Source organism: Rhodococcus sp. 11-3 (assembly GCF_023704055.1).
GTDB lineage: Bacteria > Actinomycetota > Actinomycetes > Mycobacteriales > Mycobacteriaceae > Rhodococcus > Rhodococcus aetherivorans.
The window spans coordinates 887,164-913,690 of the sequence record NZ_CP080406.1 but is presented as its reverse complement, the minus strand read 5'-3'; the positions used below and the strand labels follow the sequence as shown (position 1 = coordinate 913,690).

At 67.7% G+C, this 26,527-nt stretch carries 19 protein-coding genes; 10 read left to right on the top strand and 9 right to left on the bottom strand.

The annotated features are described in order from the left end of the window. Positions 1–29: 29 nt before the first annotated feature. Both KZJ41_RS04175 and KZJ41_RS04170 read right to left on the bottom strand, forming a co-directional pair. On the bottom strand, positions 30–1,199 hold the full coding sequence (locus KZJ41_RS04175; RefSeq protein ID WP_065923043.1) for a hypothetical protein: 1,170 nt from the start codon (positions 1,197–1,199) through the stop codon (positions 30–32). Continuing rightward, positions 1,196–6,694, bottom strand: coding sequence for a hypothetical protein (locus tag KZJ41_RS04170; protein WP_157127593.1), 5,499 nt, complete (start codon positions 6,692–6,694; stop codon positions 1,196–1,198). The genes KZJ41_RS04175 and KZJ41_RS04170 overlap by 4 nt, the downstream gene beginning before the upstream one ends. 357 nt (positions 6,695–7,051) lie before the next feature. On the opposite strand from KZJ41_RS04170, the gene KZJ41_RS04165 reads away from it, so the two are divergent. Together KZJ41_RS04165 and KZJ41_RS04160 are read left to right on the top strand one after the other, a co-directional pair. Continuing rightward, positions 7,052–7,960: an IS5 family transposase gene (locus KZJ41_RS04165; RefSeq protein ID WP_065923045.1), complete on the top strand. Its 909-nt coding sequence runs from the start codon at positions 7,052–7,054 to the stop codon at positions 7,958–7,960. Positions 7,961–7,981: 21 nt separating this feature from the next. Next, a complete protein-coding gene (locus KZJ41_RS04160) occupies positions 7,982–8,581 on the top strand; it encodes an NTP transferase domain-containing protein (protein WP_065923046.1) in 600 nt (199 codons plus the stop codon). Here the strand turns inward: KZJ41_RS04160 and KZJ41_RS04155 are convergent. From KZJ41_RS04155 to KZJ41_RS04145, 3 genes are all read right to left on the bottom strand, one after another. Beyond that, complete coding sequence (locus tag KZJ41_RS04155; RefSeq protein ID WP_232334118.1) at positions 8,562–9,998, bottom strand: MFS transporter; 1,437 nt, start codon at positions 9,996–9,998, stop codon at positions 8,562–8,564. The genes KZJ41_RS04160 and KZJ41_RS04155 overlap by 20 nt on opposite strands. A 97-nt stretch (positions 9,999–10,095) precedes the next feature. Then, positions 10,096–11,667, bottom strand: a complete 1,572-nt coding sequence (locus KZJ41_RS04150; protein WP_157127594.1) for an FAD-binding protein — start codon at positions 11,665–11,667, stop codon at positions 10,096–10,098. 344 nt (positions 11,668–12,011) lie between these two features. Further along, positions 12,012–13,265 (bottom strand): cytochrome P450, encoded by a 1,254-nt coding sequence (locus KZJ41_RS04145; RefSeq protein ID WP_029541008.1) that lies wholly within the window; start codon positions 13,263–13,265, stop codon positions 12,012–12,014. Positions 13,266–13,447: 182 nt separating this feature from the next. Here KZJ41_RS04145 and KZJ41_RS04140 point away from each other — a divergent pair, with 182 nt between their 5' ends. The 3 genes from KZJ41_RS04140 to KZJ41_RS04130 all read left to right on the top strand — a co-directional run bounded on the left by KZJ41_RS04140 (position 13,448) and on the right by KZJ41_RS04130 (position 15,825). Continuing rightward, complete coding sequence (locus tag KZJ41_RS04140; protein ID WP_050034578.1) at positions 13,448–14,611, top strand: steroid 3-ketoacyl-CoA thiolase; 1,164 nt, start codon at positions 13,448–13,450, stop codon at positions 14,609–14,611. Position 14,612: 1 nt separating this feature from the next. After that, positions 14,613–15,086: a nitroreductase family deazaflavin-dependent oxidoreductase gene (locus KZJ41_RS04135; protein ID WP_065923049.1), complete on the top strand. Its 474-nt coding sequence runs from the start codon at positions 14,613–14,615 to the stop codon at positions 15,084–15,086. A 79-nt stretch (positions 15,087–15,165) separates the two neighbouring features. Then, positions 15,166–15,825 (top strand): GNAT family N-acetyltransferase, encoded by a 660-nt coding sequence (locus tag KZJ41_RS04130; protein WP_029541002.1) that lies wholly within the window; start codon positions 15,166–15,168, stop codon positions 15,823–15,825. Positions 15,826–15,895: 70 nt separating this feature from the next. Here KZJ41_RS04130 and KZJ41_RS04125 read toward each other — a convergent pair whose 3' ends face one another. Continuing rightward, complete coding sequence (locus KZJ41_RS04125) at positions 15,896–16,810, bottom strand: SDR family oxidoreductase (RefSeq protein WP_065923050.1); 915 nt, start codon at positions 16,808–16,810, stop codon at positions 15,896–15,898. Positions 16,811–16,959: 149 nt separating this feature from the next. Here KZJ41_RS04125 and echA20 point away from each other — a divergent pair, with 149 nt between their 5' ends. Genes echA20 through KZJ41_RS04105 form a run of 4 tightly spaced genes read left to right on the top strand, consistent with a single transcriptional unit; the run spans position 16,960 to position 20,492 of the window. Beyond that, on the top strand, positions 16,960–17,721 hold the full coding sequence (gene echA20, locus KZJ41_RS04120; protein WP_065923051.1) for a (7aS)-7a-methyl-1,5-dioxo-2,3,5,6,7,7a-hexahydro-1H-indene-carboxyl-CoA hydrolase: 762 nt from the start codon (positions 16,960–16,962) through the stop codon (positions 17,719–17,721). 19 nt (positions 17,722–17,740) lie between these two features. After that, on the top strand, positions 17,741–18,622 hold the full coding sequence (gene ipdA, locus KZJ41_RS04115; RefSeq protein ID WP_185713882.1) for a cholesterol ring-cleaving hydrolase subunit IpdA: 882 nt from the start codon (positions 17,741–17,743) through the stop codon (positions 18,620–18,622). Continuing rightward, complete coding sequence (ipdB, locus tag KZJ41_RS04110; RefSeq protein ID WP_006937804.1) at positions 18,619–19,395, top strand: cholesterol ring-cleaving hydrolase subunit IpdB; 777 nt, start codon at positions 18,619–18,621, stop codon at positions 19,393–19,395. The genes ipdA and ipdB overlap by 4 nt, the downstream gene beginning before the upstream one ends. Beyond that, a complete protein-coding gene (locus KZJ41_RS04105) occupies positions 19,392–20,492 on the top strand; it encodes a nitronate monooxygenase family protein (RefSeq protein ID WP_251550230.1) in 1,101 nt (366 codons plus the stop codon). Before ipdB ends, KZJ41_RS04105 begins: the two co-directional genes overlap by 4 nt. On the opposite strand, the gene KZJ41_RS04100 is transcribed toward KZJ41_RS04105, so the two are convergent. The 3 genes from KZJ41_RS04100 to KZJ41_RS04090 all read right to left on the bottom strand — a co-directional run bounded on the left by KZJ41_RS04100 (position 20,453) and on the right by KZJ41_RS04090 (position 24,000). Then, positions 20,453–21,268: an NAD(P)H-binding protein gene (locus tag KZJ41_RS04100; protein ID WP_065923053.1), complete on the bottom strand. Its 816-nt coding sequence runs from the start codon at positions 21,266–21,268 to the stop codon at positions 20,453–20,455. The genes KZJ41_RS04105 and KZJ41_RS04100 overlap by 40 nt on opposite strands. A 106-nt stretch (positions 21,269–21,374) precedes the next feature. Next, the gene (locus KZJ41_RS04095; RefSeq protein ID WP_029540987.1) at positions 21,375–22,319 is read right to left on the bottom strand and encodes an alpha/beta hydrolase; all 945 of its coding nucleotides are present in this window, start codon (positions 22,317–22,319) and stop codon (positions 21,375–21,377) included. Positions 22,320–22,350: 31 nt separating this feature from the next. Further along, positions 22,351–24,000 (bottom strand): NAD(P)/FAD-dependent oxidoreductase, encoded by a 1,650-nt coding sequence (locus KZJ41_RS04090; RefSeq protein WP_006937797.1) that lies wholly within the window; start codon positions 23,998–24,000, stop codon positions 22,351–22,353. A gap of 180 nt (positions 24,001–24,180) precedes the next feature. Here KZJ41_RS04090 and KZJ41_RS04085 point away from each other — a divergent pair, with 180 nt between their 5' ends. Beyond that, a complete protein-coding gene (locus KZJ41_RS04085) occupies positions 24,181–26,514 on the top strand; it encodes a LuxR C-terminal-related transcriptional regulator (protein ID WP_198163319.1) in 2,334 nt (777 codons plus the stop codon). The last annotated feature ends 13 nt before the right edge of the window (positions 26,515–26,527 follow it).

Sequence of the window (26,527 nt, the reverse complement as noted above, 5' to 3'; positions counted from 1 at the left end):
CCACCTCAGGAAACCGGTGGCGAGGAAAATCATCTCGGATTTCGCTCGAACCCTAGATATCCGGCGACTTTCATAAGAAGCTCGTCATTGATCGGCACCCTGTGGGCAAGATCGTTGCGAAGGTCGCGGAAGGTGCACAGTCGCTCGCGGTCGTCGCGACTGACCCTTACGCGACCCGAAGCCACGAGCCATGTCAGTGAGCCGATCTCGATGATGTTATCGTCACGCCGGTCGAGTTCGTCGAAGACCTGTTGTCGCGCTTCTCGACGGATAATCTCCTCGTAGTGCGCCCGCTCCTCGTCGACGTGCGAGATCAGGGCACGGTTGTGTGCCATCCAGATGCGTTGGTCGATCGACTTGTCGTCGAGCACGCGCGGGCTTCGCCGGAGTGAGTGCCCCCACCTATCCAAAAGGCCTTTCTGCCACGCTTCTTCTCGATCTGCTGGTGGGAGGGCGGACGGTCGGCGGTCCTGGTTCGAACGGCTATCGATGTCGACGCCGGGTGCGTGTGCTTGGTATTCACGAACTGCATGTGCAAGACCTGAAGTGGAACGGTCCCAGAACTCGATCAGGAAGTCGACACAGGCGAGATCCCACCCGGACACTTCGACGATGACAGCGGTGTCGACCGGATCGATGGTCCTACCTGCGAGAGCCACCAGTCGAGTCTCCGTATCCAATCGGTCGAGGACGCCCCACCACCAATGGACGGCGGTCAAGCTTGAGTCCAGACGTGTCAGTACATGCCTCGGAACCTCACTCAGCCGCCCTCCGACGAGTAACTTCGGCCGTTCGTTCTGGGAAAGCCCTGACGCGTGTACCTGCGCCGGCCAGCGCTCCAGGATCTCAGGAATGTCGGTATGGTCCCAGCTCGAAAGCACCACCCACGAGTCGTGCCAAGCCTCCCACTGGATGATCGATTCCCACTCGTCGAACGACGCGTATCGCACAGGGTCTGCGCCGAACGTATCGATCACCCGAGTGGGAAACGTATCGCAGGATTGCGTGCAGAATTCACTTCGCGCATTCTCCTTCGCGATCTCCTCCAACACATGATCAGCGAGACCTGTGTCGACGGCCGCGTCGGGGAACACCACGATCACCGACAGTCCCGCGCGAAGGTGCGAAGCCACGTCGGCAATGAACCGAAGCGGCCCTGGGAGCCGCAGGTACTCCTCTGAAGTGGGGCCGGAGGTCATTCCGCCTTCCTCAAGGCACGCATGACGACCGGATCGACCATGTAGTCGCCGTTTCGCTCGTTCACGGCACCGAGCGTGACGAGGACGGCCACGGTGTCACGAAGCGAATCGAGATTGCGGCCGAGAACGTCTGCGATGTCGATGACCGGTTCGAAATCGGTGGATTCGAACGACGCCCACTCCGCGAGCAGGCTACGCTGATCCTGGTTGATTCCGGTCTCGGCGAGGAATTGTTCAGCCTCGTCCCTGCTTCGAGGGAACGCTGCGAGTCTTGCCCACTCGTCGCTGTGACTACGTCCGCGATCCACCTCGTGGACCGCGCGCTCGACCAGGTCGGGCCATCCGCCGGAGTGCGCCAGGAGATTGCTCTGAAGTTCGGGTGATGTGAACGGATTGTCGCGCCAGGACCGAATTCCGTCCCCGGACCACTTTTTCAGCTCGATGACATCCGTGCGAACCACGGATTGTCCTCGTGTGAAGCTACGCGCGGCATCGATTCCTCCGGGGCCGAGCAGAAGGATGAGATGTCCGGATCCACGCTTCCGGAGGCTCCTCACCGCGAGTGCGATGTCCGCCGCTTCCGCTGGGGTGGCCTCACTCGCATCGAACACGAGGATGCGCGGGCGGCTCGTTCCAGGTCCCGAGAACTTGAACTCGCGTAGCATACTCAGCGATCCGGTTGATTCGGACTTCACGATCGAGATGTCAAGATTCCGATCGCTTTCAAGACTCTTGAGAACACCAGCAACTTTGCGGATCCCGAGCGCATCGCTCCCCAGGACGACATAGTTCCGGGCTTCATATTTCGTACTGACAGGCACCAACTCGCTGAGATCGTACTCCGACAGCGGACTGCGGAAGTCCTCGCCGTCGATCTGGACCTGCCGCCGTGTCCAGCGAGGATTGTAGGCATCTTCCAACTGGAAGGATTCCTCCTCAAGGATAGCCTCGAGTTCGCGTCGGGTTCCCAACATCATCACGGTGTTGGGGGAACGCATGGAGTACTTCGAGCTACGATCCTTGCTGAGAACACCAAGACCGGCGAGTTCGTCGAGATATACGGAGAACTCCGTGCTGTTCAGATCCTTGAATCCCTCATGCCAGTACAGCTCGCAGTGCTCTCGGATCTCACTGGGCGAGTACCGTGCCCGGAACTGGTCGTCCATGCACATGATCGCGACGGTGAGGGCGATGACGCGATACCGGTCTTCGAGTTCGATCGTGAGCCGCAGCTTCTGTGCGATCTTGTCACGGGTTTCCGGATTCTGGGTGATCGCATCGATATCCTCATCTGTGATCACGACCATGGGCTCGTTCTTTCGAAGCGGTCGAGACTGCAGATGCGCCACTAGGTCGCTGCACACCACCTGAATCAGACCCGGCTGCATGTTGGTGATGGCGAGAAGACGCCATACCGCATCAGGGTTCTCGAACTTGTAGCCGAGAGCCTCGAGAGGCTTCACCACAAGGTCTCGGGCAGGCTTCGCAGCCAGCGGGCCGATCAGTACGTCCTGTCCGCCGTGGGCGAGAGGAGTGTTGGCCACGTTCTGCAGTCGCTGCACCTTGTGAAGGCCGGCGAACACCGGCTTGAAGCGCCGATCGGTGTCCTCCCAAAGCCCCTTCAGGGGAGCGACGTTCTCGAATCGCTTTTTGGCGTTGCCTTCGGGTCCACCACTCGACTCCTTCTCGAGGAAAGCATCCGCTTCGTCTAGGAGCAGCAGCAGGCGACGAGTACTCTTGTCCGCCAGCCACTTCTTGACCGCATCGATGACGGGTTTGGATGTGCGGACGGATGGATTCTGCTTCAATCCGAAGCTTCCAAGCCGGGCCAGCTCGTTGTAGAGAACTTGCCACAGCTTGGCCGATTCGCTCCATGTACCGATGCCGTGAGCGTTCAGATCGATGTAGATCGCATGCTGATCGTCCACGAGATTGAAGTCGCGTTCGATCTTTCTCAGCAGAGCCGACTTACCGAGCTGTCGACCACCGTAGACGAAAATACTCCCCGCCGGATCCATGAGCTGCGTTTGCTCCTCGGCGCGGCCTACGAACACTTCGTCCGGAACGTTGCCTGCGACGACCGTGTAATGGGGGAAGCATGTGAACGGCAATGTCACCTGCTGCACCGCACGAAACGACCGTGGATGGTAGGTGGCAATCCATGCAGCGACGGCATGGTCAACGACGATCGCTGTGATCCTCTGCTCGCGGCAGACCTTGAGGCAGAGAAGCCGCTCCTCGAAACTCAGGACTCCATCGAACAGCAGAATGTTCGGCCCGTTGTACGTCGGAAAGGCGCTGGACAAGGTTTGGCGCAGTAGAGGGCGTTCTCCGGTGGCAGCGACCATATAGTGCGGCGCTTGGGACCCGAGGCCCGGAACCAGGGACTTGTCCACAGGCGTTGCGGTGGCTCGGTACAGGTCGAAATGCTTGCCGGAGGTCTTCTGCTTGGACACCTCGCCGCGAACGTCGAGGCCGATTCCTCGCAGGATCGAAGCCATGGCTGCGTGACGTCGATTCCTGTGTGTGCGAAGCGACATCAGCGCGTCCCACTGATCGAGCCGCCCACGGTCACTGTCCGCGATCACGGACGTGCTGGGATCGGCGCTTTCGATCACTGCTGCGATCTGGCGGATATTGCTCAGATCGCCTTCATGATTTTTGAGTACCCCCAGTGCTCGCATGAAGGCATCGAAGACGGTGGCGCCGGCACTGTCGTCGGAGTCTTCGATCGTCGGGAGGGGACCGCTACGGGCGAGAGCCAGAAGCTCATGGGCGCCCGCGAAATCCTCGCTCTGGATCAGCTCAAGTACCGCCTGCCGATCGGCTTCGATAGAGACTTCCTTGGTCACTCGTTCACGCAACTCGTATGCCTTCCGAGCGCGGTACTCGGCCAGGTCGTCACGAAGCTTCGCGAGCTCCATAATCTGGAGGTCGAAGCGGTCTTCCTCATAGGTGGACGGTGTCACGAGACGCGCTTCTGCATCGACGAGACCGGTCTGAGTGAAATCGTCCGCATAGGTTCGGCCCACTTCCGAACGAACTGCCGCGACCTCACGACGCAGCCTCGTTATCCATCGCTTTCGTTCGTTCGTGACAAGGTCGAGAAGTTCCGGGGCTCTGTTCACAACCTCGTTGGCCTGCAGCAGATCCCCGCGAGCAACGTAATCGTCGAAGATCTCGTTCGCCGTACCGGGGACACGGAGCTGCTCAAGCACTCTCGAGCTGTCGATTTCGTCCTCGACGATCGGAAGTCCTCGTTCGTCGCGGGGAAGGCTGGTCACATGGAGCAGTTCGCTCCGGAGCATTTCGTCCTCCCCCATCTCCGTGGGAGCATCCGGCGAGAGTATCCACTCTCGGAGACGTACAAGCGCAGCGTTCCCGGGACCACCCACGATATGGCCGACGGTTACCTTTGCGGCTGCAGACATCAGTCGGTGACGTGGTTCGTCGTCGCCGCCGTCCCTGTTGTTCAACTCGACCGAAGCCGCAGCGGCCAAGGCGTCCGCGACGCAGTCGGCGACGCTTTCGATCGTCTTGTACAACGACACCCGAGCGTGTGCAACGATCGAGGTTCGCCGTTGTTGCGGGGAACTCACTTTCTTGTCTGCGTACTCGATGAGCTCGTCGGGCTGTTCCAGCGCTGACAAGGCGCGAGCGAGCGCTTCTCGACGGTCGTCGTCCGTCTTCGGGCTCGCTACCAGCGCGAGCGCTTCTCCGAGTGGTTCCCGCTCGCGCAGGAGGAACCATTGGACCTTGTTGGCCCGCGTGAACTTGATGGGAGTTATCTGATCGCGGATCCGGACTGCACGGTCGCGAACGTCGTCGACCGACGGTTCGAGCTTCCGGCCACCGTCCTGGACGTGCTGATAGTTCCGGTCGCTGGCTGCAACGATCTCTTCGAGAAGCTCCCGCCATTCCTCGTCGAGGTTGGCCTGCCGAGCGATCTCCTCCACCTCGGATCTGGGGCTCCAACCGGCTGCGAGCGACGCACGCAGCGTCGCCGCAAGAGCAACTCGTGCGGTCTGAGGAGAACCGAACACAGCGCCATCGGGTAGGGAAGCTATTCGCGTGAGCACGCTGGACGCGTTGCTTCCTCCCGTCGGGGCATGGAACGCCACTGCTGCCTGCCTGTAGGCGTCGACGTCCACCTCCGACTCACCGGCGACCTTCGCGATCAGCCACGCTGCAGCAAACCTCCCGGCCCGGACATGTTCGGCAAGGTCGCCGTCGAAAGCGGTCTTCGAACCTGTTTCCGCTGCTTCTGCCCCCTCGAGTGGGGAGTCTGCCCGAGTATCCGAAGCGACGATCGACGCGACAGACGCAGGCTCATCCCCGTCCAGCGAAGCCGAATCGTCCGTCTCGGAAGAGGTACTCGACCGCGTTGACTCGAAGGCGAGTGCGGAGGGTTGCGCCGCCGTAGGCGGGTGCTCTGGGGCTTCTGCATCGTCCAGGCCGACCTCGGAGTCCGTATCGTCCGTCCGGTACTCGTGATCTGCGGATTCGGCGTCGGGAACCGAGACCTCTGGACGGTCAGGCTCGACTTCCGGCTCCGTGGCCTCCGACTCCGGGGCTCCCGGTTCCGCTTCCTCGATGTCTTCCACGGAATCGGCGACGGTTACGGACTCGGCGTCGATTTTGGGGTGGTCGGATGTGTGGGGGCCTTCCATGACCTGAGGGGTGGAGGTGGCCGAGTCAAGCTCGTTCTCGAGTTCGGCAATCTTGGTACGCGCCTCTTCGTAGGCTGCTTTGAACGTCTCACCCATGTCGGCCAGGTCGGCAAGTGAGGCAGCGTTCTCTCGCAGCCTCGTCAACGTCGCCATCTTCTCGGCACGCGCAGCCTTTGCCGCTTCAACAGCGGATTCTGCCGCAGCGAGCTTGTCTCGCACGTTCTCCAGCGCTTCGAATCCACCGGCCGCTGGTGGTGGCAGGAGTCCGATCTGTGTCCATGCGTCGGTCAGTTCGGCGGTCCAGTCCTCGATTGCAGCGAAAACACCGTCAGGAACAGCACTGCCGAGCAGGACGCCGTCTGCGCACTCGGTCAAGAGGTTAGCCAGCTGAACCGACCGATTGCGAAGATTCCCGAGGGTGGTTTCGACATCCGACGATTGCAGCCCGTCAGGCAGTTCCGCGAGGTCGATCCCGTCCGCATCCGTCGTCGAGCGATCGCGTAGCGCCGAGGTCGCATCCGGCGCCGGGGCCGGATCTGTAGCGTCAGCGCCCTGCGGCAATCTTGCGCGGAGGTCGGCCAGTATCCTGCGGAATTCGGTGAAGGTGAGATCCGACTCAAGGGCCAGGAGTGCTCTCACCCCGACTGTCTTGGTGGAGGGAGAGCCGTTCTCTGCGGCCTTCGTGTACTCGTGTCCGTATAAGCCAGGGAGCGAGCGGAGAAGTGGATCGGACTGGCTGGGGATGCAGAGCCATCGCCGAAAGATAGAGGCGTTGACCTTGGCTCCCCGCCGCTGCTTGGCCGCCGCGCGGACGGTCTCACGCAAGCGCGAACTTGAGGCGAGGATCTCTTCGATCTCGTCATCATCGAGAGCCTGAAGGCACTGTCGCACCAATGAGCTTTGCACCTGCTCAATATGACATACCGATCCTGGCATAATGCGAGGACTTACCCACCTACTGGGGGTTGTCGGGAACACCGCCGCATTAAGAGGATGCAGGAGGGACAGGGATATGGTTCGATTGGATGACGCGCCTCTCGCCCTTCATGTGCTAGGGCGTGTTTCAAAAGTGCTTACTGTGAGGGAGTTCGGACACGGTAGGTGTGTCGTTGCGACTGAATGAGCGGGGTCTCCGGTATCTGGGTTTAGCGACCAAACAAGACCTTGAATACCGAAGACCTCGTGCCCAGCGTAGCGGTGCCGGGGCGAGCAGACCTGACCGACGCGCAGTGGGCGCGGTTGGCTCCGCTGCTGCCCCGGGGGAAGAAGGCGGGCCGCCCGCCGAAACGGACGAAACGCCAGCCCATCGACGGCATCCGGTGGCGGACCCGCACGGGTACCCCCTGGCGGGACGTCCCGGCCCGGTACGGACCGTGGCAGACGGTGTACGAGCTGTTCCGACGCCGGCAACGCGGCGGAGTGTGGGCACAGATCCTGACGGCGTTGCAGGCACTCGCCGACGCTGCCGGCGCGATCGTGTGGGACGTCGGCGTCGACTCGACCATCGCGCGGGCCCACCAGCATGCGGCCGGGGCCCGCGGGGACGGCGATCAGCAGATCGAGCCACCCGGCGGGGTGGAGACCGAGCCGGATGATCACGCGTGGGGACGGTCGCGTGGTGGGTGGCCCACCAAGACCCATCTGGCCTGCGAGCAGGGCCGCAAACCGTTGTCGAGCGTGGTCACCGCCGGTCAGAGGGGGGACAGTCCGCAGTTCACCGCGGTTCTCGACGGGATCGGTGTGCCGCGGACCGGCCGCGGTCGGCCGCGTACCCGGCCGGATCGTGTGCTGGCCGACAAGGCATACAGCAGCACCGGAAATCGCGCCTACCTGCGTAAACGCGGTATCCGCGCGACCATTCCGGTCAAGTCCGATCAGGCTGCCCACCGGACGCGGAAGGGGTCGTCCGGTGGACGTCCGCCGGAGTTCGACACCGAGCACTACAAGCAGCGTCATGCTGTCGAGTGCGGTATCAACAAGCTCGAGCAGAACCGCGCGGTGGCAACCAGATTCGACAAACTTGCGGTCCGCTATACCGCCACCGTCCGAATCGCCGCCATCAATCAGTGGCTCCGGCCCGACCGCTTATGAAACACGCCCTAGGGTCCGGCCATGACCGTCGCTGGGATCGTCCTCGCGGCAGGGGGCGGCACGCGGCTGGGCGGGCGCGCGAAAGCGCTGCTCCCCCACCGCGGCCGCCCCCTGCTGCACACCGTGGTGGCCGCGCTCACCGCCGGGGGCTGCGACGAGGTCACGGTGGTCGCCGGCGCCTACGCCGACGACGTCGTCGCCGCGTGTCCGCCCGGCGTCCGCTCCGTCGTCAATCCGCGCTGGGCCGAGGGGATGTCGACGTCGCTGCGGTGCGGGGTGGATGCCACGACCGGCCACGACGTGATCGCGCTGACGGTCGTCGACTTCCCCGGCATCACCGCCGAACTCGTCCGCACCGTACTCCTCGCGCACCGCCCGGGCACGATCACCCTGCCGGTGTTCGGGGACCGCCCCGGGCATCCCGTGGTGTTCGACCGCCGCGACGCCGAGGCGGCGGCCCGCGAGGCCGTCGGCGACGAGGGAGCCCGGCGATTCCTCACCCGCAACCGCGACCGGGTGCGACGGCTGGACTGCACGCGCCTCGCCGATCCCGGGGACATCGACGTCCCCGACGATCTGACGCTGCTGGACGGGCCGGGAATCACGCCCGCCGATACCTGATCGCCGAACCCAGCCCGATCGTCACGGCGCAGGAGAGGACCAGCATCGCGCAGACGGCCCCGAGCGCGGCCACTGTCGGCGTCGCCGTCCCGGGCAGCACCAGGGACGCGAGCAGGAGCGAGGCGAGCGAGGTGCCCACCGCCGACGCCGCGGTGCGCAGCACCGTCTGGCTGCCGGCCATCTCGCTGGTGTTGTGCTCCGGGACGGACTCGACGAGCAGGTTCGGCAGCGCCGTGTACGCGAACGCCGTCGCCACCGACACGGCCACGACCAGCAGCGTCATGCCGATCACCGATGCGCGGAAGAAGAAGAACCCGGCACACGCGACGAGGAACATCACGCTGCCTAGGAGCAACGACGTCCGCGCCCCCACGGCGGCGGCGATCCTGCCCGCGACCGGGGTGAATGCCATGCCGATCATCGCGCCGACGAACGACAGCGTTCCGGCGTAGGTCGGCGAGAGCCCCAGGCCGAACGGCGCGGTGGCCGGGCTCTGCATGATGATCGGGATGATCATCGTCCCGACGCCGATCGGTCCGACGCCGAGTGCGACCCCGGCGAGCATCGTCAGGGCGACGTTGCGCTCGGCGAGCAGGCGCAGGTTCACGATCGGAGACGTCCGGCCCAGTTCCCACCACACCCAGCAGGCGAACACCGCGGCGCCGAGGACGATCGGACCCAGCACGCGGGCGTCGCTCCAGCCCCAGGAGCGGCTCTGGGTCAGACCGAACAGGACGGACGCCACCGACACCGCCAGGCCGACCGCGCCGACGACGTCGATCGGTTGCCGCCGAGCGGTGCGGCGCCGCCACGGCAGCACGGCCTCGACCAGGAAGAGACAGACGAGCGCGTAGCCGGCGGCGACGACGAAGATGTACCGCCAGTCGCCCAGGTCGATGAGGACGCCGGCGACCAGCAGGGAGGCCGCGCCGGCCGCGACGGCCGACCCGGAGATCAGCGCGACCGCCATGGGGACGCGCTCGGCCGGCAGGTGTTCGCGGGCCAGGCCGATGCACAGCGGCAGGATCGCTCCGGCCACACCCTGGATCGCCCGGCCGGCGATGATGGCCTCGAGGGTCCCGAACGCCATGCTGACGACGGATCCCGTCGCGGCACAGGCCAGCACCACCATCAGCACCCGTTCGCGGCCGTACATGTCGCCGAGCCGGCCGCACACCGCCGCCGAGGCGGCCGCCACCAGCAGAAACGCCGTCACGCTCCATCCGACCGCGGATGCGTCGGCTTCGAAGACGCGAGCGAACGTCGGCAGGGCCGCGTACATCATCGACGTCTCGAATGCGCTGATGACCTCGACGGCGATGAGGATCGCCACCACCGCCCCCACGGGCCGGGTCCGCTGGTAACGGCGTTCGGCACGGGTCGAGGGGGACCGTTCGGGTGCCAACGATGTACTCATGAAAACTCCTACGGTTCGTCGATGTGAACCGTACGGACGAAGTGCTCCGAGTGTGACGCAGGACCCACTGAGCGGGACCGGACGAGTCGCGGCGTTCCTATGCTCCGGCCATGTGCCGGACCGCCAGGTGGGCGAACAACGCGCTGGTGCCGATCGGGTTGCCACCGCCGGGATAGACGGTGCCGCTCGGGGCGGCCATCGTGTTGCCCGCCGCGTACAGCCCGGCGATGGGCGTCCCGGCGCCGTCGAGCACGCGGCCGACCGTGTCGGTGCGCAAGCCGCCCTTGGTGCCGAGGTCCGAGATGCCGAACTGCGCGGCGTGGAACGGGCCCTTCTCGATCGGGACCAGCGCCGAACCGCCGCCGGTGAACGCCACGTCGTAGGGCTCGTCCCCGCGGCCGAAGTCCTCGTCGACGCCGGTGGCGGCGAGGCGGTTGAACCGCGCGACGGTCGCCTCGAGCGCCTCGGCCGGCACCCCGATCAGGTCGGCGAGTTCGGCGAGCGTGTCGGCGGTCTTCCACAGTCCCGCCGCCTCGTACTTCTCGGTCGCCACGAGCGGCACGTTCGTCGCCGCGATCGGCGGCACGACGCCGCCCCGGTCGTCGTAGATCATCCAGAACGGCAGCGTCATCTCGCCCTTGTCCATCCGGGCGATGATGTCGCGGCCGAGCCGGTCGTAGGGCGCGTACTCGTTGGTGAAGCGGTTGCCGTCCTGGTCGACGAAGATGCCGCCGGTGAAGCACAGCGCGAAGGCCGAGCGCCCGTCGGGGTGGGTCAGCCCCGGCGACCACCACGCCTCGCTCATCAGGTCGACGTCGGCACCGATCGCGATGGCCGCCTGGTGGGCCTTGCCGAGGTTGGACCACGGCCCCATCGAATCGCGGGCCGCGCCGGGAACGCCGTACTGCGCGCGCATCTCGTCGTTGTGGTCGAATCCGCCGGCGGCGAGCACTACGCCCTTGCGGGCCCGCACCGCCCGCCGCTGGTCGCCGTGGGAGACGATCGCGCCGACCACGGCGCCGTCCTCGACGACGAGTTCCTCGAGCGGAGTGTTCCGATGCAACTGCACGTTCGGGTACTTGCGCATGGCGATCAGGAACCGGCCGATGAGGGCGCGCCCGCCGATCAGGATGTCCGGCAACGGATCCCCGTTGCGCTCGCGACCCAGCGGCCCGCGGACGGACTCGTTGAGTTCGGGATCGTCCGATATCGGCCGCGGCGTCGGCGCGATGTGACGGCCCTTCGCGCTGGCCTTGGGAGCCTTGCCGAAGTAGTCCGGCCAGGGGTAGGCCGTGAACTCGATGTCCTCGTCGGCCTCGAGATAGTCGATCAGGGGAGCACCGCCGCGCACATAGGCGTCCTGCAGGTCGCGGGGGGTGCGGTCGCCGACGACCGCGTGATAGTAGGTCAGGGCGTCGTCGATGGTGTCGTCGTCACCGGCACGTCGCAGCACCGCATTGGTGGGGAACCAGACCCCGCCGCCGCCGGAATATGCGGTGGTGCCGCCGAAGTACTCGGAGGCCTCGACCAGGACGACGGACAGTCCCTCGCGGGCAGCGGTGTAGGCGCCACAGCAGCCGCCGGCGCCCGATCCGACGACGAGGACGTCGCATTCTTCCGCCCATTCCACCATGTTCGATGCCTTTCGCCGATTCCGTTCCAGGAGCACGTGACACTATTTCCGCAACCGCGGCGCGCGGGAGGAGACGTCTCACTGGGTGGAACAACAGGCACGGCCCCTGCTGCGCAGGTTCTCTCGGGGCTCGGCGCCGAGTCCCGCTGTTCGGCCCGCGCAGGCCGGACCCGGCACGGCGGCGGTCGCGCAAACAGGTCCCGGCCAGTAGGACCGAAAGCCGGGGGCGCCTCGGCGGCCGAATACTGTGGGCGAGCACCCCGCCCTCACCCCCAATTTCGGCGGGGTGCACCCATGCCGCCGGCTCCCGCAGCCCCGCTCACACGGAAAGCGCGGCGGCACCGGGGGATTCCCGATCTCTCGGCGCCGCCCCACCCGGGTCAGTGCTCGACCGGGCAGCCGCCCTGCGTCTTGTAGTCCACCCGGAACTCCTTGATGCCGTTGAGCCAGCCGGAGCGCAGCCGCTTCGGATCGGCGACCTTGGTGATGTCGGGCATGTAGTCGGCGATCGCGTTGAACACGAGGTCGATCTCCATCCGCGCCAGGTTCGCGCCGAGGCAGTAGTGCGCACCGGTACCGCCGAAGGCGAGGTGCGGGTTGGGATCTCGCAGGACATCGAAGGTGCGGGGGTTCTCGAACACCTCTTCGTCGTTGTTCGCCGACGCGTACAGCATCACGACGCGGTCGCCCTTGCGGATCGTCCGGCCGCCGAGCTCGGTGTCCTCGAGCGCGGTGCGCTGGAACGACGTGACCGGCGTGGCCCAGCGGATGATCTCGTCGGCCGCGGTCTTCGGCCGGTCCCGCTTGAAGATCTCCCACTGCTCCGGGTTGTCGAGGAACGCCGCCATCCCGTGCGTGATCGCGTTGCGGGTGGTCTCGTTGCCGGCGACGGCGAGCACGATGAAGAAGAAGCCGAATTCCTCGGGCGAGAGCTCGTCACCGTCGATGTCGGCCTCGATCAGGGTGGTGACGATGTCGTCGGCCGGGCACTCCTTGCGGGCGGCGGCCATCTGGTACGCGTAGCCGAGGACCTCCATCGACGCGGCCGCCGGGTCGGCGGTGTTGTCCGGGTCGTCGTAGCCGGTCATCTGATTCGACCACTCGAAGATCTTGTCGCGGTCCTCCTGCGGGACGCCGATGAGTTCGGCGATGGCCTGCAGCGGCAGCTCCGCGGCGACCTGAGTGACGAAGTCGCCCCCGCCGGCCCGGCAGGCCTCCTCGACGATCTTCTTCGCGCGGGCGTTCAGCTCGTCGCGAAGGCCGTTGATCGCGCGCGGGGTGAAACCGCGGGCGACGAGCTTGCGCAGCTTGGTGTGCTCGGGCGCGTCCTTGTTGAGCAGGACGTGGCGCTGCAGTTCGATGGCCTCGCGCGGGATGTCGTCGTTGAACCGCGGGATCGCGGTGTTCTCCCAGTTGGAGAACACGTCGCTCCGGCGGGAGACCTCACGGACCTCCTCGTGCCGGGACACGACCCAGAATCCCTCGTCGTGGAATCCGCCGACGTCCGGGGATTTCTTGTTCCACCAGACGGGGGCCGTCCTACGCAGCTCGGCGAACTCCTCGAACGGCATCCGCTCGGCGTAGAGATCCGGATCGGTGAAGTCGATGTCTTCGGGGATGTTGGGCTGCGCCACTGAATTCTCTCCTGCCCTGACGAGTGCACCGTGTCGTGATGTGGAACACGTTCTAAAAGCATTCAAGCACAGGGCGGCCCGCAGGCCAAGGAATCGCCAAGTCCCGATCATTCGGACCCCGCCTTGTCTGCCCCGGAAACCTGTTCTACTTTGCGAGGACAAGGACCAGAAAGGAGCCCACCGTGGGCACACCAGTCATCGTCGAGGCGGCACGCACCCCGATCGGCAAGCGCGGCGGCTGGCTCGCCGGCCTGCATGCGGCCGAGCTTCTCGGGGCCGCACAGAGCGGACTGATCGAGCGCGCGGGCCTCGATCCCGCCCTCGTCGAGCAGGTGATCGGCGGGTGTGTCACCCAGGCCGGCGCGCAGTCCAACAACATCACCCGCACCGCGTGGCTGCACGCCGGCCTGCCGTGGCAGGTCGGCGCCACCACGGTCGACTGCCAGTGCGGGTCGGCCCAGCAGGCCAACCACCTGATCGCCGGACTCATCGCCACCGGCGCCATCGACGTCGGCATCGCCTGCGGCATCGAGGCGATGTCGCAGGTGCCGCTCGGCGCGAACGTCGGCGAACTCGCCGGCCCGCGGCGGCCCGAGTCGTGGAACATCGACCTGCCCAACCAGTTCGAGGCGGCCGAGCGCATCGCCCGCCGTCGCGGCATCACCCGCGAGGACGTCGACGCGCTCGGCGTCCGGTCGCAGGCGCTGGCCAAGCAGGCGTGGGACGAGGGCCGCTTCGACCGCGAGGTGCTGCCCGTCGTCGCGCCCGTCGTCGACAAGGAGGGCACCCTCACCGGCGAGAAGCAGACCGTCGCCCGCGACCAGGGCCTGCGCGAGACGACCACGGAATCGCTCGCGAAGCTGAAGCCGGTCCTCGACGGCGGCATCCACACCGCCGGCACCTCGTCGCAGATCTCCGACGGCGCTGCTGCGGTGCTGCTCATGGACTCCGACCGCGCCGCGGCGCTCGGCCTGAAGCCGCGGGCCCGGATCGTCTCGCAGGCCCTCGTCGGCGCCGAGCCCGAGTTCCATCTCGACGGCCCGGTGCAGGCGACGAGCCGCGTCCTCGAGAAGTCCGGCATGACGATCCGCGACCTGGATCTGTTCGAGGTCAACGAGGCATTCGCGTCGGTGCTGCTGTCGTGGGCGCGGGTGCACGAGCCCGACATGGACAAGGTCAACGTGAACGGCGGCGCGATCGCGCTCGGCCACCCCGTCGGCTCGACCGGCTCGCGGCTGATCACCACCGCGCTGCACGAGCTCGAGCGGCGCGACGGCGCCACCGCGCTGATCACCATGTGCGCGGGCGGCGCGCTGGCCACCGGCACGATCATCGAGCGGATCTGACATGAACGGGCCCGCCGCGCCGAAGGGTCTCGACTCGAAGTGGACCGTGCCGATCATCAAGTGGATGTCGCGCGCCAACGTGGCGGCCTATCAGGCCACCGGCGGCCGGATCGGGGGAAAGTGGCGGGTGGGCAGCGCCTTTCCGTGGGGCATCCCCGTCTGCCTGCTGACCACCACGGGCCGGAAGACGGGACGGCCGCGGACCGTTCCGCTGCTGTTCCTCGAGGACGACGAGCGGGTGGTGCTCGTCGCGTCCCAGGGCGGCCTGCCCGAGCACCCGCTGTGGTTCCGCAACATCCAGGCCGATCCGCGGGTGACCGTGCAGGTGAAGTCCCGGGTGCGGCAGATGACGGCACGGGCGGCGACGCCCGACGAGCGGTCGCACTACTGGCCGCGGCTGGTGGCAATGTACGCGGATTTCGACAATTATCAGTCCTGGACGGATCGGGTCATCCCGGTGGTGGTGTGCGAGTGACCCTCGCGGGAGCCGGCACGACCGGGCACGAACCAGTGGGGTGCCCGGTCGAGCTGCTCTCGAGAAGGGATGTCACCCGATGACAACCGCGAACCACGATCAGGTACTCGACAAGCGGGAGATCGCGGCGGCACTGCTGCGCGCGCTCGAACGCCGGCACGAGGTCCTCGATGCCATCGTCGAGAGCAACGACAGGGCCGAGGCCGTCGCGACCGTCGCGCGGCTGCTCGACACGGACGAGTTCTGCGCCGAAGCGGTGCTCAACCTTCCGTTCCGGCGGCTGACCAAGGCGGAGCGCAAGAAGATCCGGGAGGAGCTCGACGACCTCGACGCGGTGCTCAAGTGGACGCCCGCCGAGCGTCCCTACGCCACCGGCGCCCATTTCCGGCTGCGTCAGTTCAGCGACAGCGAGCCGGACCGCGAGCTGTTCCGCGTCCGGTGCGAGGAGCAGCTCGGCGACGCGGGTGCAGCGCGGGTGGAACAGGAGCGCGCCGCCGGCCTGTCGCGCATCGACGACGAGTCCGCGGTGTGGCTGGTCGCCGAGGACCTGTCCGGCACCGAACCCAAGCCGGTCGGCTTCGCGTTCGGCGAGCTGCAGGGCCATGAGGTCGACGTCGCGATCTGGGTCCACCCGGAGCTGCGCAAGCAGGGCTACGGCACCGCGACCCTCAAACACGCCCGCACCGAGCTGGCCGCGTACTTCCCCGGCACCACCATCATCGTCCGCTCGCCCGCGTAGGCGGCTGCGCCGCCGGTGCGTCCTTCGGGTCGTTCCCACCGCCCAAAGGACGCACCGGCAGCTTCGCTGCCTACGCCCCGTAGACGGGGGTGGGGGGCTCGCTGCGCGCGATCAGCTTCTCCACCACCGGGCCGAGTTCCTTCGGATCCCAGCGCTCGCCCTTGTCGATCGCCTCACCGTGCCGCCAGCCGTCGGCGACGGAAACCCTGCCGCCCTCCACCTCGAAGACCCGGCCCGTGACGTCCTTCGACTCGGCGCTGCCGAGCCACACCACCAGCGGTGAGACGTTTTCCGGGGCCATCGCGTCGAAGCCCTGTTCCGGGGCGGCCATCGACTCGGCCATCGCGCCCCCCGCGCCCACGGTCATGCGGGTCCGGGCGGCCGGCGCGATCGCGTTGACGGTGACGCCGTACCGGGCGAACTCGGCGGCCGCCTGGATCGTGAGGGCCGCGATCCCGGCCTTCGCCGCGGCATAGTTGCCCTGGCCGATGCTGCCCATCAGGCCGGCGCCCGAGCTGGTGTTGACGATCCGCGCGTCCACCGGGTTGCCGGCCTTTGCCTCCCCGCGCCAGTACGCCATCGCGTGCCGCATCGGGGCGAAGTGACCCTTGAGGTGCACCCGGATCACGGCGTCCCACTCCTCCTCGCTCATGTTGGCGAGCATGCGGTCCCGCAGGAATCCCGCATTGTTGACCAGGACGTCGAGCCGCCCGAAGGCGTCCAGGGCCGTCTGCACCAGGTTCTGTGCGCCGGCCCAGTCGGCGACGTCGTCGCCGTTGACGACGGCCTCGCCGCCCGCCGCCCGGATCTCCGCGACGACCTGCTCGGCGGGGCTCTCCCCCGTCGCGGAACCGTCCGCGCCGGCCCCGATGTCGTTGACCACGACCTTCGCGCCCTCGGCCGCGAAGGCCAGCGCGTGGGCCCGCCCGATGCCGCGCCCCGCGCCGGTGACGATCACGACGCGCCCGTTGACCAGTCCACTCACTTGTCTTCTCCTCGAATAGATGTCGTTGTCGGGGAATCCGGGCGACATACTCGCCCCGCCTCCACGATTCCGCTCCCTGGGGTCTGCGCCCCGCATGTGCTAACTTACCAAGCAATCGCTTGGTTCGGTACAGACGTTAGGAACCTGCCATGGGCATCACCTCGACCACCGACGGCGCGGGCATCACCACGGTCACCGTCGACTACCCGCCTGTGAACGCCATCCCCTCCCAGGGCTGGTTCGAACTGGCCGACGCGGTCCTCACCGCGGGCAAGGATCCGGCCACGCACGTGGTGATCCTGCGCGCGGAGGGCCGCGGCTTCAATGCCGGCGTCGACATCAAGGAGATGCAGGCCACCGACGGCCACGGCGCCCTCATCGCCGCCAACCGGGGCTGCGCCGCCGCCTTCGGCGCCGTCTACGACTGCGCCGTCCCCGTCGTGGTCGCCGTGAACGGCTTCTGCGTCGGCGGCGGCATCGGCCTGGTCGGCAACGCCGACGTCATCGTCGCCTCCGACGACGCCGTCTTCGGCCTGCCCGAGGTGGATCGCGGCGCTCTCGGCGCCGCCACGCACCTGGCCCGGCTGGTGCCGCAGCACATGATGCGCACCCTCTACTACACGGCGCAGAACGTCACGGCCCAGCAGCTCGAGCACTTCGGCTCGGTGTACAAGGTCGTCCCGCGCGCCGACCTCGACGCCACCGCCCGCGAGATCGCCGAGAAGATCGCGGCGAAGGACACCCGCGTCATCCGGTGCGCCAAGGAAGCCATCAACGGCATCGACCCGGTGAACGTGAAGGAAAGCTACCGCTTCGAGCAGGGCTTCACCTTCGAACTCAACCTCGCCGGCATCGCGGACGAGCACCGCGACGAGTTCGTCGCCACCGGCAAACCGCGCGCCAACCACTGACCAGGAGACGAGAAACACCATGCGTGACAAGAGGATGTCGCTCGACGACGTGGTCGGCGAGCTGCGCAGCGGCATGACGATCGGCATCGGCGGCTGGGGGTCGCGGCGCAAGCCGATGGCGCTCGTCCGCGCGATCCTGCGCTCGGACGTGAAGGACCTGACCGTCGTGACCTACGGCGGCCCGGACCTGGGGCTGCTGTGCTCGGCCGGGAAGGTGAAGAAGGCGTACTACGGGTTCGTCTCCCTCGACTCGGCCCCCTTCTACGACCCGTGGTTCGCCAAGGCGCGCACGAACGGGGAGATCGTCGCGCGGGAGATGGACGAGGGCATGGTCAAGTGCGGCCTCGAGGCGGCCGCCGCCCGGTTGCCGTTCCTGCCGATCCGGGCGGGACTCGGTTCCGCCGTCCCGGACTTCTGGGAGGGTGAATTGCGGACCGTCACCTCCCCGTACCCCGACGCGTCCGGCACGCCCGAGACACTGATCGCGATGCCGGCACTGAATCTCGATGCCGCCCTGGTACATCTGAACATCGGCGACGCGCACGGCAACGCCGCCTACACCGGCGTCGACCCCTACTTCGACGACCTGTACTGCCTGGCGGCGGAGAAGCGGTACGTCTCGGTCGAGCGCATCGTCGAGACCGAGGAACTCGTCAAGTCCGTTCCGCTGCAGTCGATCATCCTCAACCGCCTGATGGTCGACGGGGTCGTGGAGGCACCGGACGGCGCCCACTTCACCCTCGCCGGCGACAGCTACGGCCGCGACGAGAAATTCCAGCGCCACTACGCCGAGGCCGCGAAGGACCCGCAGACCTGGCAGGCGTTCGTCGACCGGTTCCTCTCCGGCAGCGAGGACGACTACCGAGCCGCCGTCAAGACTTTCACCGAGGAGCAGGCATGACCGACACGACCACCCCGGCGACGACGGGCACGGTGACCCGGGCCGAGTACTGCGCCATCGCATGCGCCGAGATCTTCGCCGGGGCAGGCGAAATCATGGCCAGCCCGATGGCGACGCTGCCGCTGATCGGCGCCCGCCTCGCCCGGCTGACCACCGAACCGGACCTGCTCATCACCGACGGGGAGGCGCTGATCCTCGCGGACACTCCCGCACTCGGAGCGAAGGGCCCGATCGAGGGCTGGATGCCGTTCCGCAAGGTGTTCGACGTCGTCGCCTCCGGCCGCCGCCACGTGGTGATGGGCGCCAACCAGATCGACCGGCACGGCAACCAGAATCTCTCCGCGTTCGGCCCGCTGCAGCACCCCACCCGGCAGATGTTCGGCGTGCGGGGCGCCCCCGGCAACACCATCAACCACCCGACGAGCTACTGGGTCGGCAAGCACAACACGCGCGCGTTCTGCGACAAGGTCGACATCGTCTCGGGCGTCGGCTACGACAGGGTGGACCCGGCCAACCCGGCCTTCAAGTACCTGCACCTGCACCGGGTGGTCACCAATCTCGGGTCGTTCGACTTCGGCGGTCCCGGCCACACGATGCGGGCACTGGCCCTGCACCCGGGGGTCACGGCGGAGCAGGTCGCGGAGAACACCTCCTTCGAGGTGGCCGGCCTCGACGAGGCGGGCGTGACCCGCGAGCCCACCGCCGAGGAGCTGCGCCTGATCCGCGAGGTCCTCGATCCGCGCGGCCTGCGGGATCGAGAGGTGGCGGTATGAGCCCGCGCCTGACGACGGCACTGACCGACCTCGTCGGCATCGAGCACCCGATCGTCCAGACGGGGATGGGCTGGGTGTCCGGCCCGCGCCTGACCGCGGCGACCTCCAACGCGGGCGGTCTCGGCATCCTGGCCTCGGCGACGATGACGTACGAGGAACTCGAGGCCGCCGTCGCGAAGACGAAGGCGGCGACGGACAAGCCCTTCGGCGTGAACATCCGGGCCGACGCGTCGGACGCCGCCCAGCGCATCGACCTGCTCATCCGTGAGAACGTCAAGGTCGCGTCCTTCGCCCTCGCGCCCAGGAAGGAACTGATCGCCAAGCTCAAGGACCACGGCATCGTGGTGATCCCGTCCATCGGCGCCGCGAAGCACGCGGTGAAGGTCGCCTCGTGGGGGGCCGACGCGGTGATCGTGCAAGGCGGCGAGGGCGGTGGGCACACCGGGCCGGTGGCCACGACGCTGCTGCTGCCGAGCGTGCTCGACGGCGTCGACATCCCGGTCGTCGCGGCCGGCGGATTCTTCGACGGGCGCGGGCTCGCCGCGGCGCTCGCCTACGGGGCGGCCGGCGTCGCCATGGGCACCCGGTTCCTGCTCACCAGCGACAGCGCCGTGCCCGACTCGGTGAAGCAGGAGTACCTGAGGCGGGGCCTGCAGGACACCACGGTCTCCCTCAAGGTCGACGGCATGCCGCACCGTGTGCTCAACACCGACCTCGTCGACAGCCTCGAGCGCGGCAGCTACGCGAAAGGCCTGGTCGCCGCCGCGAGGAACGCGGCGAAGTTCAAGGCCATGACCGGGATGAAGTGGTCGACGCTCGTCAAGGACGGCATCGCGATGAAGCGGGCGAGCGACCGCACGTGGCAGCAGATCATCATGGCGGCCAACACCCCCATGCTGCTCAAGGCCGGGCTCGTGGAGGGCAACACCGACGCCGGTGTGCTGGCCTCCGGGCAGGTCGTCGGCATGCTCGACGACCTGCCGAGCTGCCGGGAGCTGATCGACCGGATCGTCGCCGAGGCCGTGGAGCGGATCGACGCAGTGGCCGCGCTGCGCGGTCAGGCCCAGGCCCCGCGTTCCGCCGCGGCGCGCACGTAGGTCTCGAAGGACACGGGCGGCCGGCCCGCCACCTCGGCGACAACGTCGTTCGGGGTCGCGTCGCCGGTCGCCCGCAGGGCCTCGAATGCCTCGATCTCGGCGAGCACCTGCGCCCGGTCCAGGCCGAGGCCGGTCATCGTCTCGAGGTAGGCGTCCGGCTCACCGCGGTAACGGACCTTGCGCCCCGATGCGCAGGCGATCACGGCCGCGGCCTCGCCGAACGACAGCGCGTCCGGCCCGCTCAGCTCGTAGGTCCGGCCGGCGTGGCCGTCCCCGGTGAGCGCGGCGACGGCGACGGCGGCGATGTCCCCGGCGTCGTTGAACGCCTGACGCATGTCACCCAGGGGCAGGACGATCTCGCCCGCGAGCACGGCAGCGCGCAGGAAACCCTCGTCGAAGTTCTGGTCGAACCAGTCGGGGCGCACCACGGTCCACTCCGCGCCGGACGACGTGACGGCACGCTCGGCGGCCAGCAGCCGCTCATCGCCCATCACGTCGACCGCCTTGCTCGACAGCAGGACGAACCGCGAAACCCCCTCGGCGACAGCCATATCGACGAATCCGTCCGCGACCGGCACGCCGTCGGGCGCCATGACGAACACCGCTCCGGCACCGGACACCGCGGGTTTCCAGGTGTGCGGATCGAACCAGTCGAACGGCACGTCGCCCGAGCGGGAGCCGGCACGGACCGCGTGCCCGCGTTCGCGCAACTGCCGGGTGACCCGTCGCCCGACGGTGCCCGTGGAACCGAGAACCAACACCGGTCGTTCGTCCATGCCGGCATCCTGACATCCGGCACCGACACGGTCACCGGGGCAGCCGACCGGTTCGCACGTCCATCGCGCCCGGCGGACGACATCACGTCCGCCGGGCGGTAGACCGTCAGGCCGCCGACGTGGGGGCGACGACGCTCTTGACGAAATCGGCGACGGCGGCGCGCAACTCGCGGCTGCGGGGAACCGCGCCGGACATCCAGTACACGCCGTGCACCAGCCCGTCGAATCGGACGGTACGGACGTCCACGCCCTCGGCGCGCAGCCGAGCGCCGTACTGTTCGGCCTCGTCGCGGGTGACCTCGTTCTCCGTCGTGAGGATGAGGGCCGGCGGGAGTCCGTCCACGCGGTCCGCCCGGGTGGGGACGGCATACGGGTTGTCGGCGTCCTCCGGTGCGGACAGGTACTGCTCCCAGAACCAGTCCAGGGCCGCGGCGGTGATGAGGTAGCCGTCGGCGTAGTCGATTCGGGACGGCAGCTGAGCGTTCGGGTCGATCACCGGGTAGATCAGCACCTGTCCGCGAAGGGCCGGCCCTCCCTGGTCTCGCGAGCGCAGCGCGGTGACGGCCGCCAGATTCCCCCCGGCGCTGTCGCCCATCACCACTATGTTGCCCGGGTCCCCGCCGTGCTCGGCGATGTGCGCGGCGACCCAGTTCAGCGCGGCCCAGGCGTCGTCGGCGGCCGCCGGAAACCGATGTTCGGGCGCCCGGCGGTAGGCGGCGGTCACGACGACCGTTCCCGTCTCGTTCGCGAGTGCCCGGGCGGGTTCGTCGACCACCTCGAGATCACCGGCGACGAACCCACCGCCGTGGAAGTAGAGCACCACCGGGCGCGGACCGGTCCCTTCGGGAAGGTGGATCCGGAGCGGAAGCTCGGTGGTGTCGCTGACATAGTGGAGGTCTTCGATCCGGGCGACCGGTTCGGACGGGGCCTGCAAGCCGGTGAACGTCGACACGACCGCGCGGGCTTCGTCGACGGACATGTTCTCGAACGATTTCAGTCCTTGCGCCTGCAGTCCCGCGAGCAGTTGCTCGACGTGGTGGTCGAGTGCCATGGCATTTCCTTCCGGGGAATGGACGGTGGGGTCAGGAGACGGCGGTCGCGACCACCGCGCGCGAACTCGTCGTGTCGAAGCCGGTGTAGCCGCCGGCGACGACCTCGGCGCAGGTCTGCCGGTAGGTCGGGGCACCGCCGAGGTAGACCATGCAGGCCCTCGGCTTGCCGGGGATGTTGGCGCCCATGTACCAGGAGTTCGTCTGCGGCAGGAGGGTTTGCCCGGCGATCTCGTTGGTCAGGTGCAGCCAGTCGGTCTCGGCCTGCGCGGTCGGCTCGATCACGTCGAGGTCGTGTGCGCGCAGATAGTCGATCGCGTCGGTGGCGAAGTCGACGTGGTCCTCGATGGCCAGCGGCATGTTGTAGAGCACCGACGGCGACTGCGGCCCGGTGATGGTGAACAGGTTCGGGAACCCGTGGATCATGATGCCGAGGTATGTCCGCGGCCCGTGGGCCCATTTCTCGGCCAGCGTCTGTCCGCCGCGGCCGCGGATGTCCATCGCCAGCAGCGGCCCGGTCATGGCGTCGAAGCCGGTGGCCAGCACGACGGTGTCCACCTCGTACGTGCGCTCCCCCACCCGGACCCCGGTGGCGGTGATCTCGTCGATCGGAGTGTCCTTCACATCGACGATGTGCACGCTCTCGCGGTTGTAGGCCTCGTAGTAGTTCGTCTCGAGCGGGGGACGCTTGGTGCCGTAGGCGTAGCCCTCGGGTGCGAGCTTGTCGGCCTTGGCCGGGTCCTGCACCCGCTCGCGGATGCGTTCGCGGATGTACTCGGCGATGGTGTCGTTGGCCTTCTTGTCGAACAGGATGTCCTGGAAGCTGTCGATGAACAGCCGGAACCCGCCGGCGTTCCAGCGCTCGTCGAACACCCGGCGGCGCTCCTGCGCGTCGACGGCCAAAGCCGAGGGCTGGACCTGGTCGAACGGGACGCCGAGGAAGTGGTTGCGGGCTGCGTCGCGCAGACTCCGGTAGTTCTGCTTGGCCTCGGTCTCCACCTCCGGGTCGAGCGGCCCGTTGCCCAGCGGGGTGGCGAAGTTGGGGGTGCGCTGGAAGACGATCAGCTCCGCCGCCTCCTCGGCGATCAGGGGGATCGCCTGGATGCCGCTCGCACCGGCGCCGATGACCGCGACACGCTTGCCTGCGAAGTCCACGCCCTCGTGCGGCCAGTTGCCGGTGAGCAGGACCTCGCCGCGGAAGTTCTCGATGCCGCCGAACTCGGGAGTCTTGGGGACCGAGAGGTTGCCGGCGCCGGAGATGAAGTACCGGCTGCGCACGCTGCGGCCGTCATCGGTGTGCACCGTCCACATCGAGTTCTCGTCGTCCCAGTGCACCCCGATCACCCGGGTGTCGAAGGTGATCCCCCTGCGTAGGTCGAAGCGGTCGGCGACGTGCTCGAGGTACCGCAGGATCTCCGGCTGGCCGGCGAACTTCTCGCTCCACCGCCACTCCTGCTGCAGCTCTTCGTCGAAGGAGTACGAGTAGTGGATGCTCTCGATGTCGCAGCGAGCGCCCGGGTAGCGGTTCCAGTACCAGGTGCCGCCCACGTCGGCGCCGGCCTCGAACACCCGCACCGCCAGGTTCATCGTGTCGCGCAGCTTGTGCAGGGCGTACAGGCCGGCGAAGCCGGCTCCCACGACGACGACGTCGACGTCGGGAGCGGAGAAATCGGTTTCGGTCATGGTGCGGGCTCCTCACGATCAATGGGGTTCGGCCCCGTCCGGGGCGCTTCGATGCCTGACCACGACAATGACCCGCGTCACCTCACCCCCACGCGGGGGAAATCACCCCTTTCGATACCTGTGTTGGGCGTCACACCGCATTCGGGTATGTTCTGACCACTATCTCTGGGAAGCGTGAAGATGGAGTCCCCCCTGCCCCGCACCAAAGGGCTGACGCCCTCGCTGACCAGTTTCGTCGGCCGTCGCCGGGAGATCGACGAGGCTCGGGCCCGCCTGCAACAGGCCCGGCTCCTGTCGTTGCTCGGTCCGGGCGGGGTCGGCAAGACTCGGCTGGCGGAGGAGATCGCCCTCCGCTCCGCCCGCGCCTTCCGCGACGCCTTCTGCTGGATCGACCTCGCCGTGGTCCGCGATCCCGAGGCGCTCCCGTCGGCTGCGGCCGCGGCGCTCGGCGTCACCGACCAGTCCACCCGTCCCGTGCGGGACAAGATCCTCGATCACCTGCGGGACCGCCACATGCTGATCGTGGTCGACAACTGTGAGCACCTGCTCGACGCGGCGGCCGCGTTCGTCACCACGGTCCTCACCGGCGCACCCGAGGTGCGCGTTCTGGCGACGAGCCGGGAGCCGCTCGGCGTCGGCGGCGAATTCACCTACGTGCTGCCGCCGCTGAGCACCCCGACGGAATCGACCGGCAACCGCGCCGCCGACCTGGCCCTGTTCGAATCGGTCACGCTTCTCGTCGAGCGCACCCAGAGTGTGGTCGCCGAATTCCGGATGACCGACGCCAACGCCGACGCCGTCGCCCAGCTGTGCATCCAGCTCGACGGCATCCCCCTGGCCATCGAACTCGCCGCAACCCGGTTGCGGACCCTGTCCCCCGCCCAGCTCGTCGAACGGCTCGACCGGCGCTTCGCCCTGCTCACCGGCGGCAACCGCGCGGCCGTGCCCCGGCAGCAGACGCTCCGGGCGCTGATCGACTGGAGCTACGAACTGTGCTCCGCACCGGAGCGCACGCTGTGGGCGCGGCTGTCGGTCTTTCCCGGCAGCTTCGATCTCGAAGCCGCCGAGTCGATCTGCGGGGACGAAGACCTTCCCCCGGAACAGGTGATGGATCTGCTCGACGGTTTGGTGTCGAAATCGCTTGTCACGGTCGATCGTTCCGCAGAGGCCTTCCGCTACTCGCAGTTGATGACCGTGCGCGAGTACGGGCACGAGCTGCTCGACGCCGGTGGACGACGGAACGATCTGTACCGGCGGCACCGAGACCACTACCTCGAGCGGGCGCAACGTCACGCGGCGGACTGGTACGGGCCGAGACAATCGGAACTGTTGTCGCGGTGGCGGATCGACCATCCGAACTTCATGGCCGCGCTCGACTGGTCGCTACGGGACGACAGCGACCTGTCGGCCGCGGCCGCCCTCGCCGTGGCGCTTCGGTATCACTGGATCGCGGGAGGCAACCTCTCCCACGGCCGCACCAGGCTCGAGCGGCTTCTGCAACGACTGCCCCGGTCCACTCGCGACCGGGGCCACGTCCTGTGGGTGACCGCGTGGACGGCCCTGATCCAGGGGGACCGGGAGGGAGCCGCACTTCATCTTGCCGAATGCGGATCCATCGCAGCCGAACTGGAAGATGCCGAGTTGCAGGCGCACCACGACCACTGGGCTGCCCTGCACGCCTTGTTCTGCGGACGAACCACCGACGCGATCGATCTCTACGACGCGGCGATCGCCGTTCATCGCACCCGAGGCGATCGCGCAGCAACCCTCACCGCCTTGTTCCAGCTGGCCATGGCCCAGACCTACGACGGCCGGCTCGACGACGCACTCGCCACGTGTGCACACGTGATCCACGTGGCGGACGAGCACGGCGAGCAGTGGAACAAGGCGTACGCCCTGTGGGTTTCGAGCCTGGCCTACTTCCACCTCGGCCGGATCGACGACGCCGTCGACGCCGCGGAACAGGCACTGCACATCCAGCGCGACTTCAAGGACAAGATCTGCACCGCCCTGTCGATCGAACTTCTCGCCTGGGCGGCGGAAGCCGTCGGTCACACCGAGCGGTCCGCCACGCTCTTCGGCGCGGCCAGGGCGGTGTGGCAGCGACTCGGCACGTCCGTCGCCGCCTTCGGTCCCCATATCACGGGTGATTCGGCGCACTGGGAACAGCGGGTCCGACAGTCGCTGGGAGCGAAGAAGTATGCGCGCCTGTCGACACCGCCGGCACACCCGGCCATCGAGCAGGCTGTCGACACGGCTCTCGGGACGCCCGCGGGCGGATCGGCGACCGCGTCACCCACCGCCTCCCCGTTGACCCGCAGGGAAGAGGAGGTGGCCGAACTCGTCGCCCGGGGCCTCAGCAACCGGGAGATCGCGGATCAGCTCGTGATCTCGCACCGGACGGTCGACGGGCACGTCGAACACATCCTGGACAAACTGGGCGTCGGATCCCGCACCCAGGTGGTCGCCTGGGTGCACGCCCGCGCCGCGGGAGCGGCACACGCGCCCGGCTGACGGCCGCCGCGGG

What these genes read in the sequence shown, in the direction of transcription:
- KZJ41_RS04175 (WP_065923043.1), bottom strand. Translation starts at nt 1,199, where the DNA reads ATGACCTCCGGCCCCACTTCAGAGGAGTACCTGCGGCTCCCAGGGCCG.
- KZJ41_RS04160 (WP_065923046.1), top strand. Translation starts at nt 7,982, where the DNA reads ATGACCGTCGCTGGGATCGTCCTCGCGGCAGGGGGCGGCACGCGGCTG.
- KZJ41_RS04155 (WP_232334118.1), bottom strand. Translation starts at nt 9,998, where the DNA reads ATGAGTACATCGTTGGCACCCGAACGGTCCCCCTCGACCCGTGCCGAA.
- KZJ41_RS04135 (WP_065923049.1), top strand. Translation starts at nt 14,613, where the DNA reads ATGAACGGGCCCGCCGCGCCGAAGGGTCTCGACTCGAAGTGGACCGTG.
- KZJ41_RS04130 (WP_029541002.1), top strand. Translation starts at nt 15,166, where the DNA reads ATGACAACCGCGAACCACGATCAGGTACTCGACAAGCGGGAGATCGCG.
- echA20 (WP_065923051.1), top strand. Translation starts at nt 16,960, where the DNA reads ATGGGCATCACCTCGACCACCGACGGCGCGGGCATCACCACGGTCACC.
- ipdA (WP_185713882.1), top strand. Translation starts at nt 17,741, where the DNA reads ATGCGTGACAAGAGGATGTCGCTCGACGACGTGGTCGGCGAGCTGCGC.
- ipdB (WP_006937804.1), top strand. Translation starts at nt 18,619, where the DNA reads ATGACCGACACGACCACCCCGGCGACGACGGGCACGGTGACCCGGGCC.
- KZJ41_RS04105 (WP_251550230.1), top strand. Translation starts at nt 19,392, where the DNA reads ATGAGCCCGCGCCTGACGACGGCACTGACCGACCTCGTCGGCATCGAG.
- KZJ41_RS04100 (WP_065923053.1), bottom strand. Translation starts at nt 21,268, where the DNA reads ATGGACGAACGACCGGTGTTGGTTCTCGGTTCCACGGGCACCGTCGGG.
- KZJ41_RS04095 (WP_029540987.1), bottom strand. Translation starts at nt 22,319, where the DNA reads ATGGCACTCGACCACCACGTCGAGCAACTGCTCGCGGGACTGCAGGCG.
- KZJ41_RS04090 (WP_006937797.1), bottom strand. Translation starts at nt 24,000, where the DNA reads ATGACCGAAACCGATTTCTCCGCTCCCGACGTCGACGTCGTCGTCGTG.
- KZJ41_RS04085 (WP_198163319.1), top strand. Translation starts at nt 24,181, where the DNA reads ATGGAGTCCCCCCTGCCCCGCACCAAAGGGCTGACGCCCTCGCTGACC.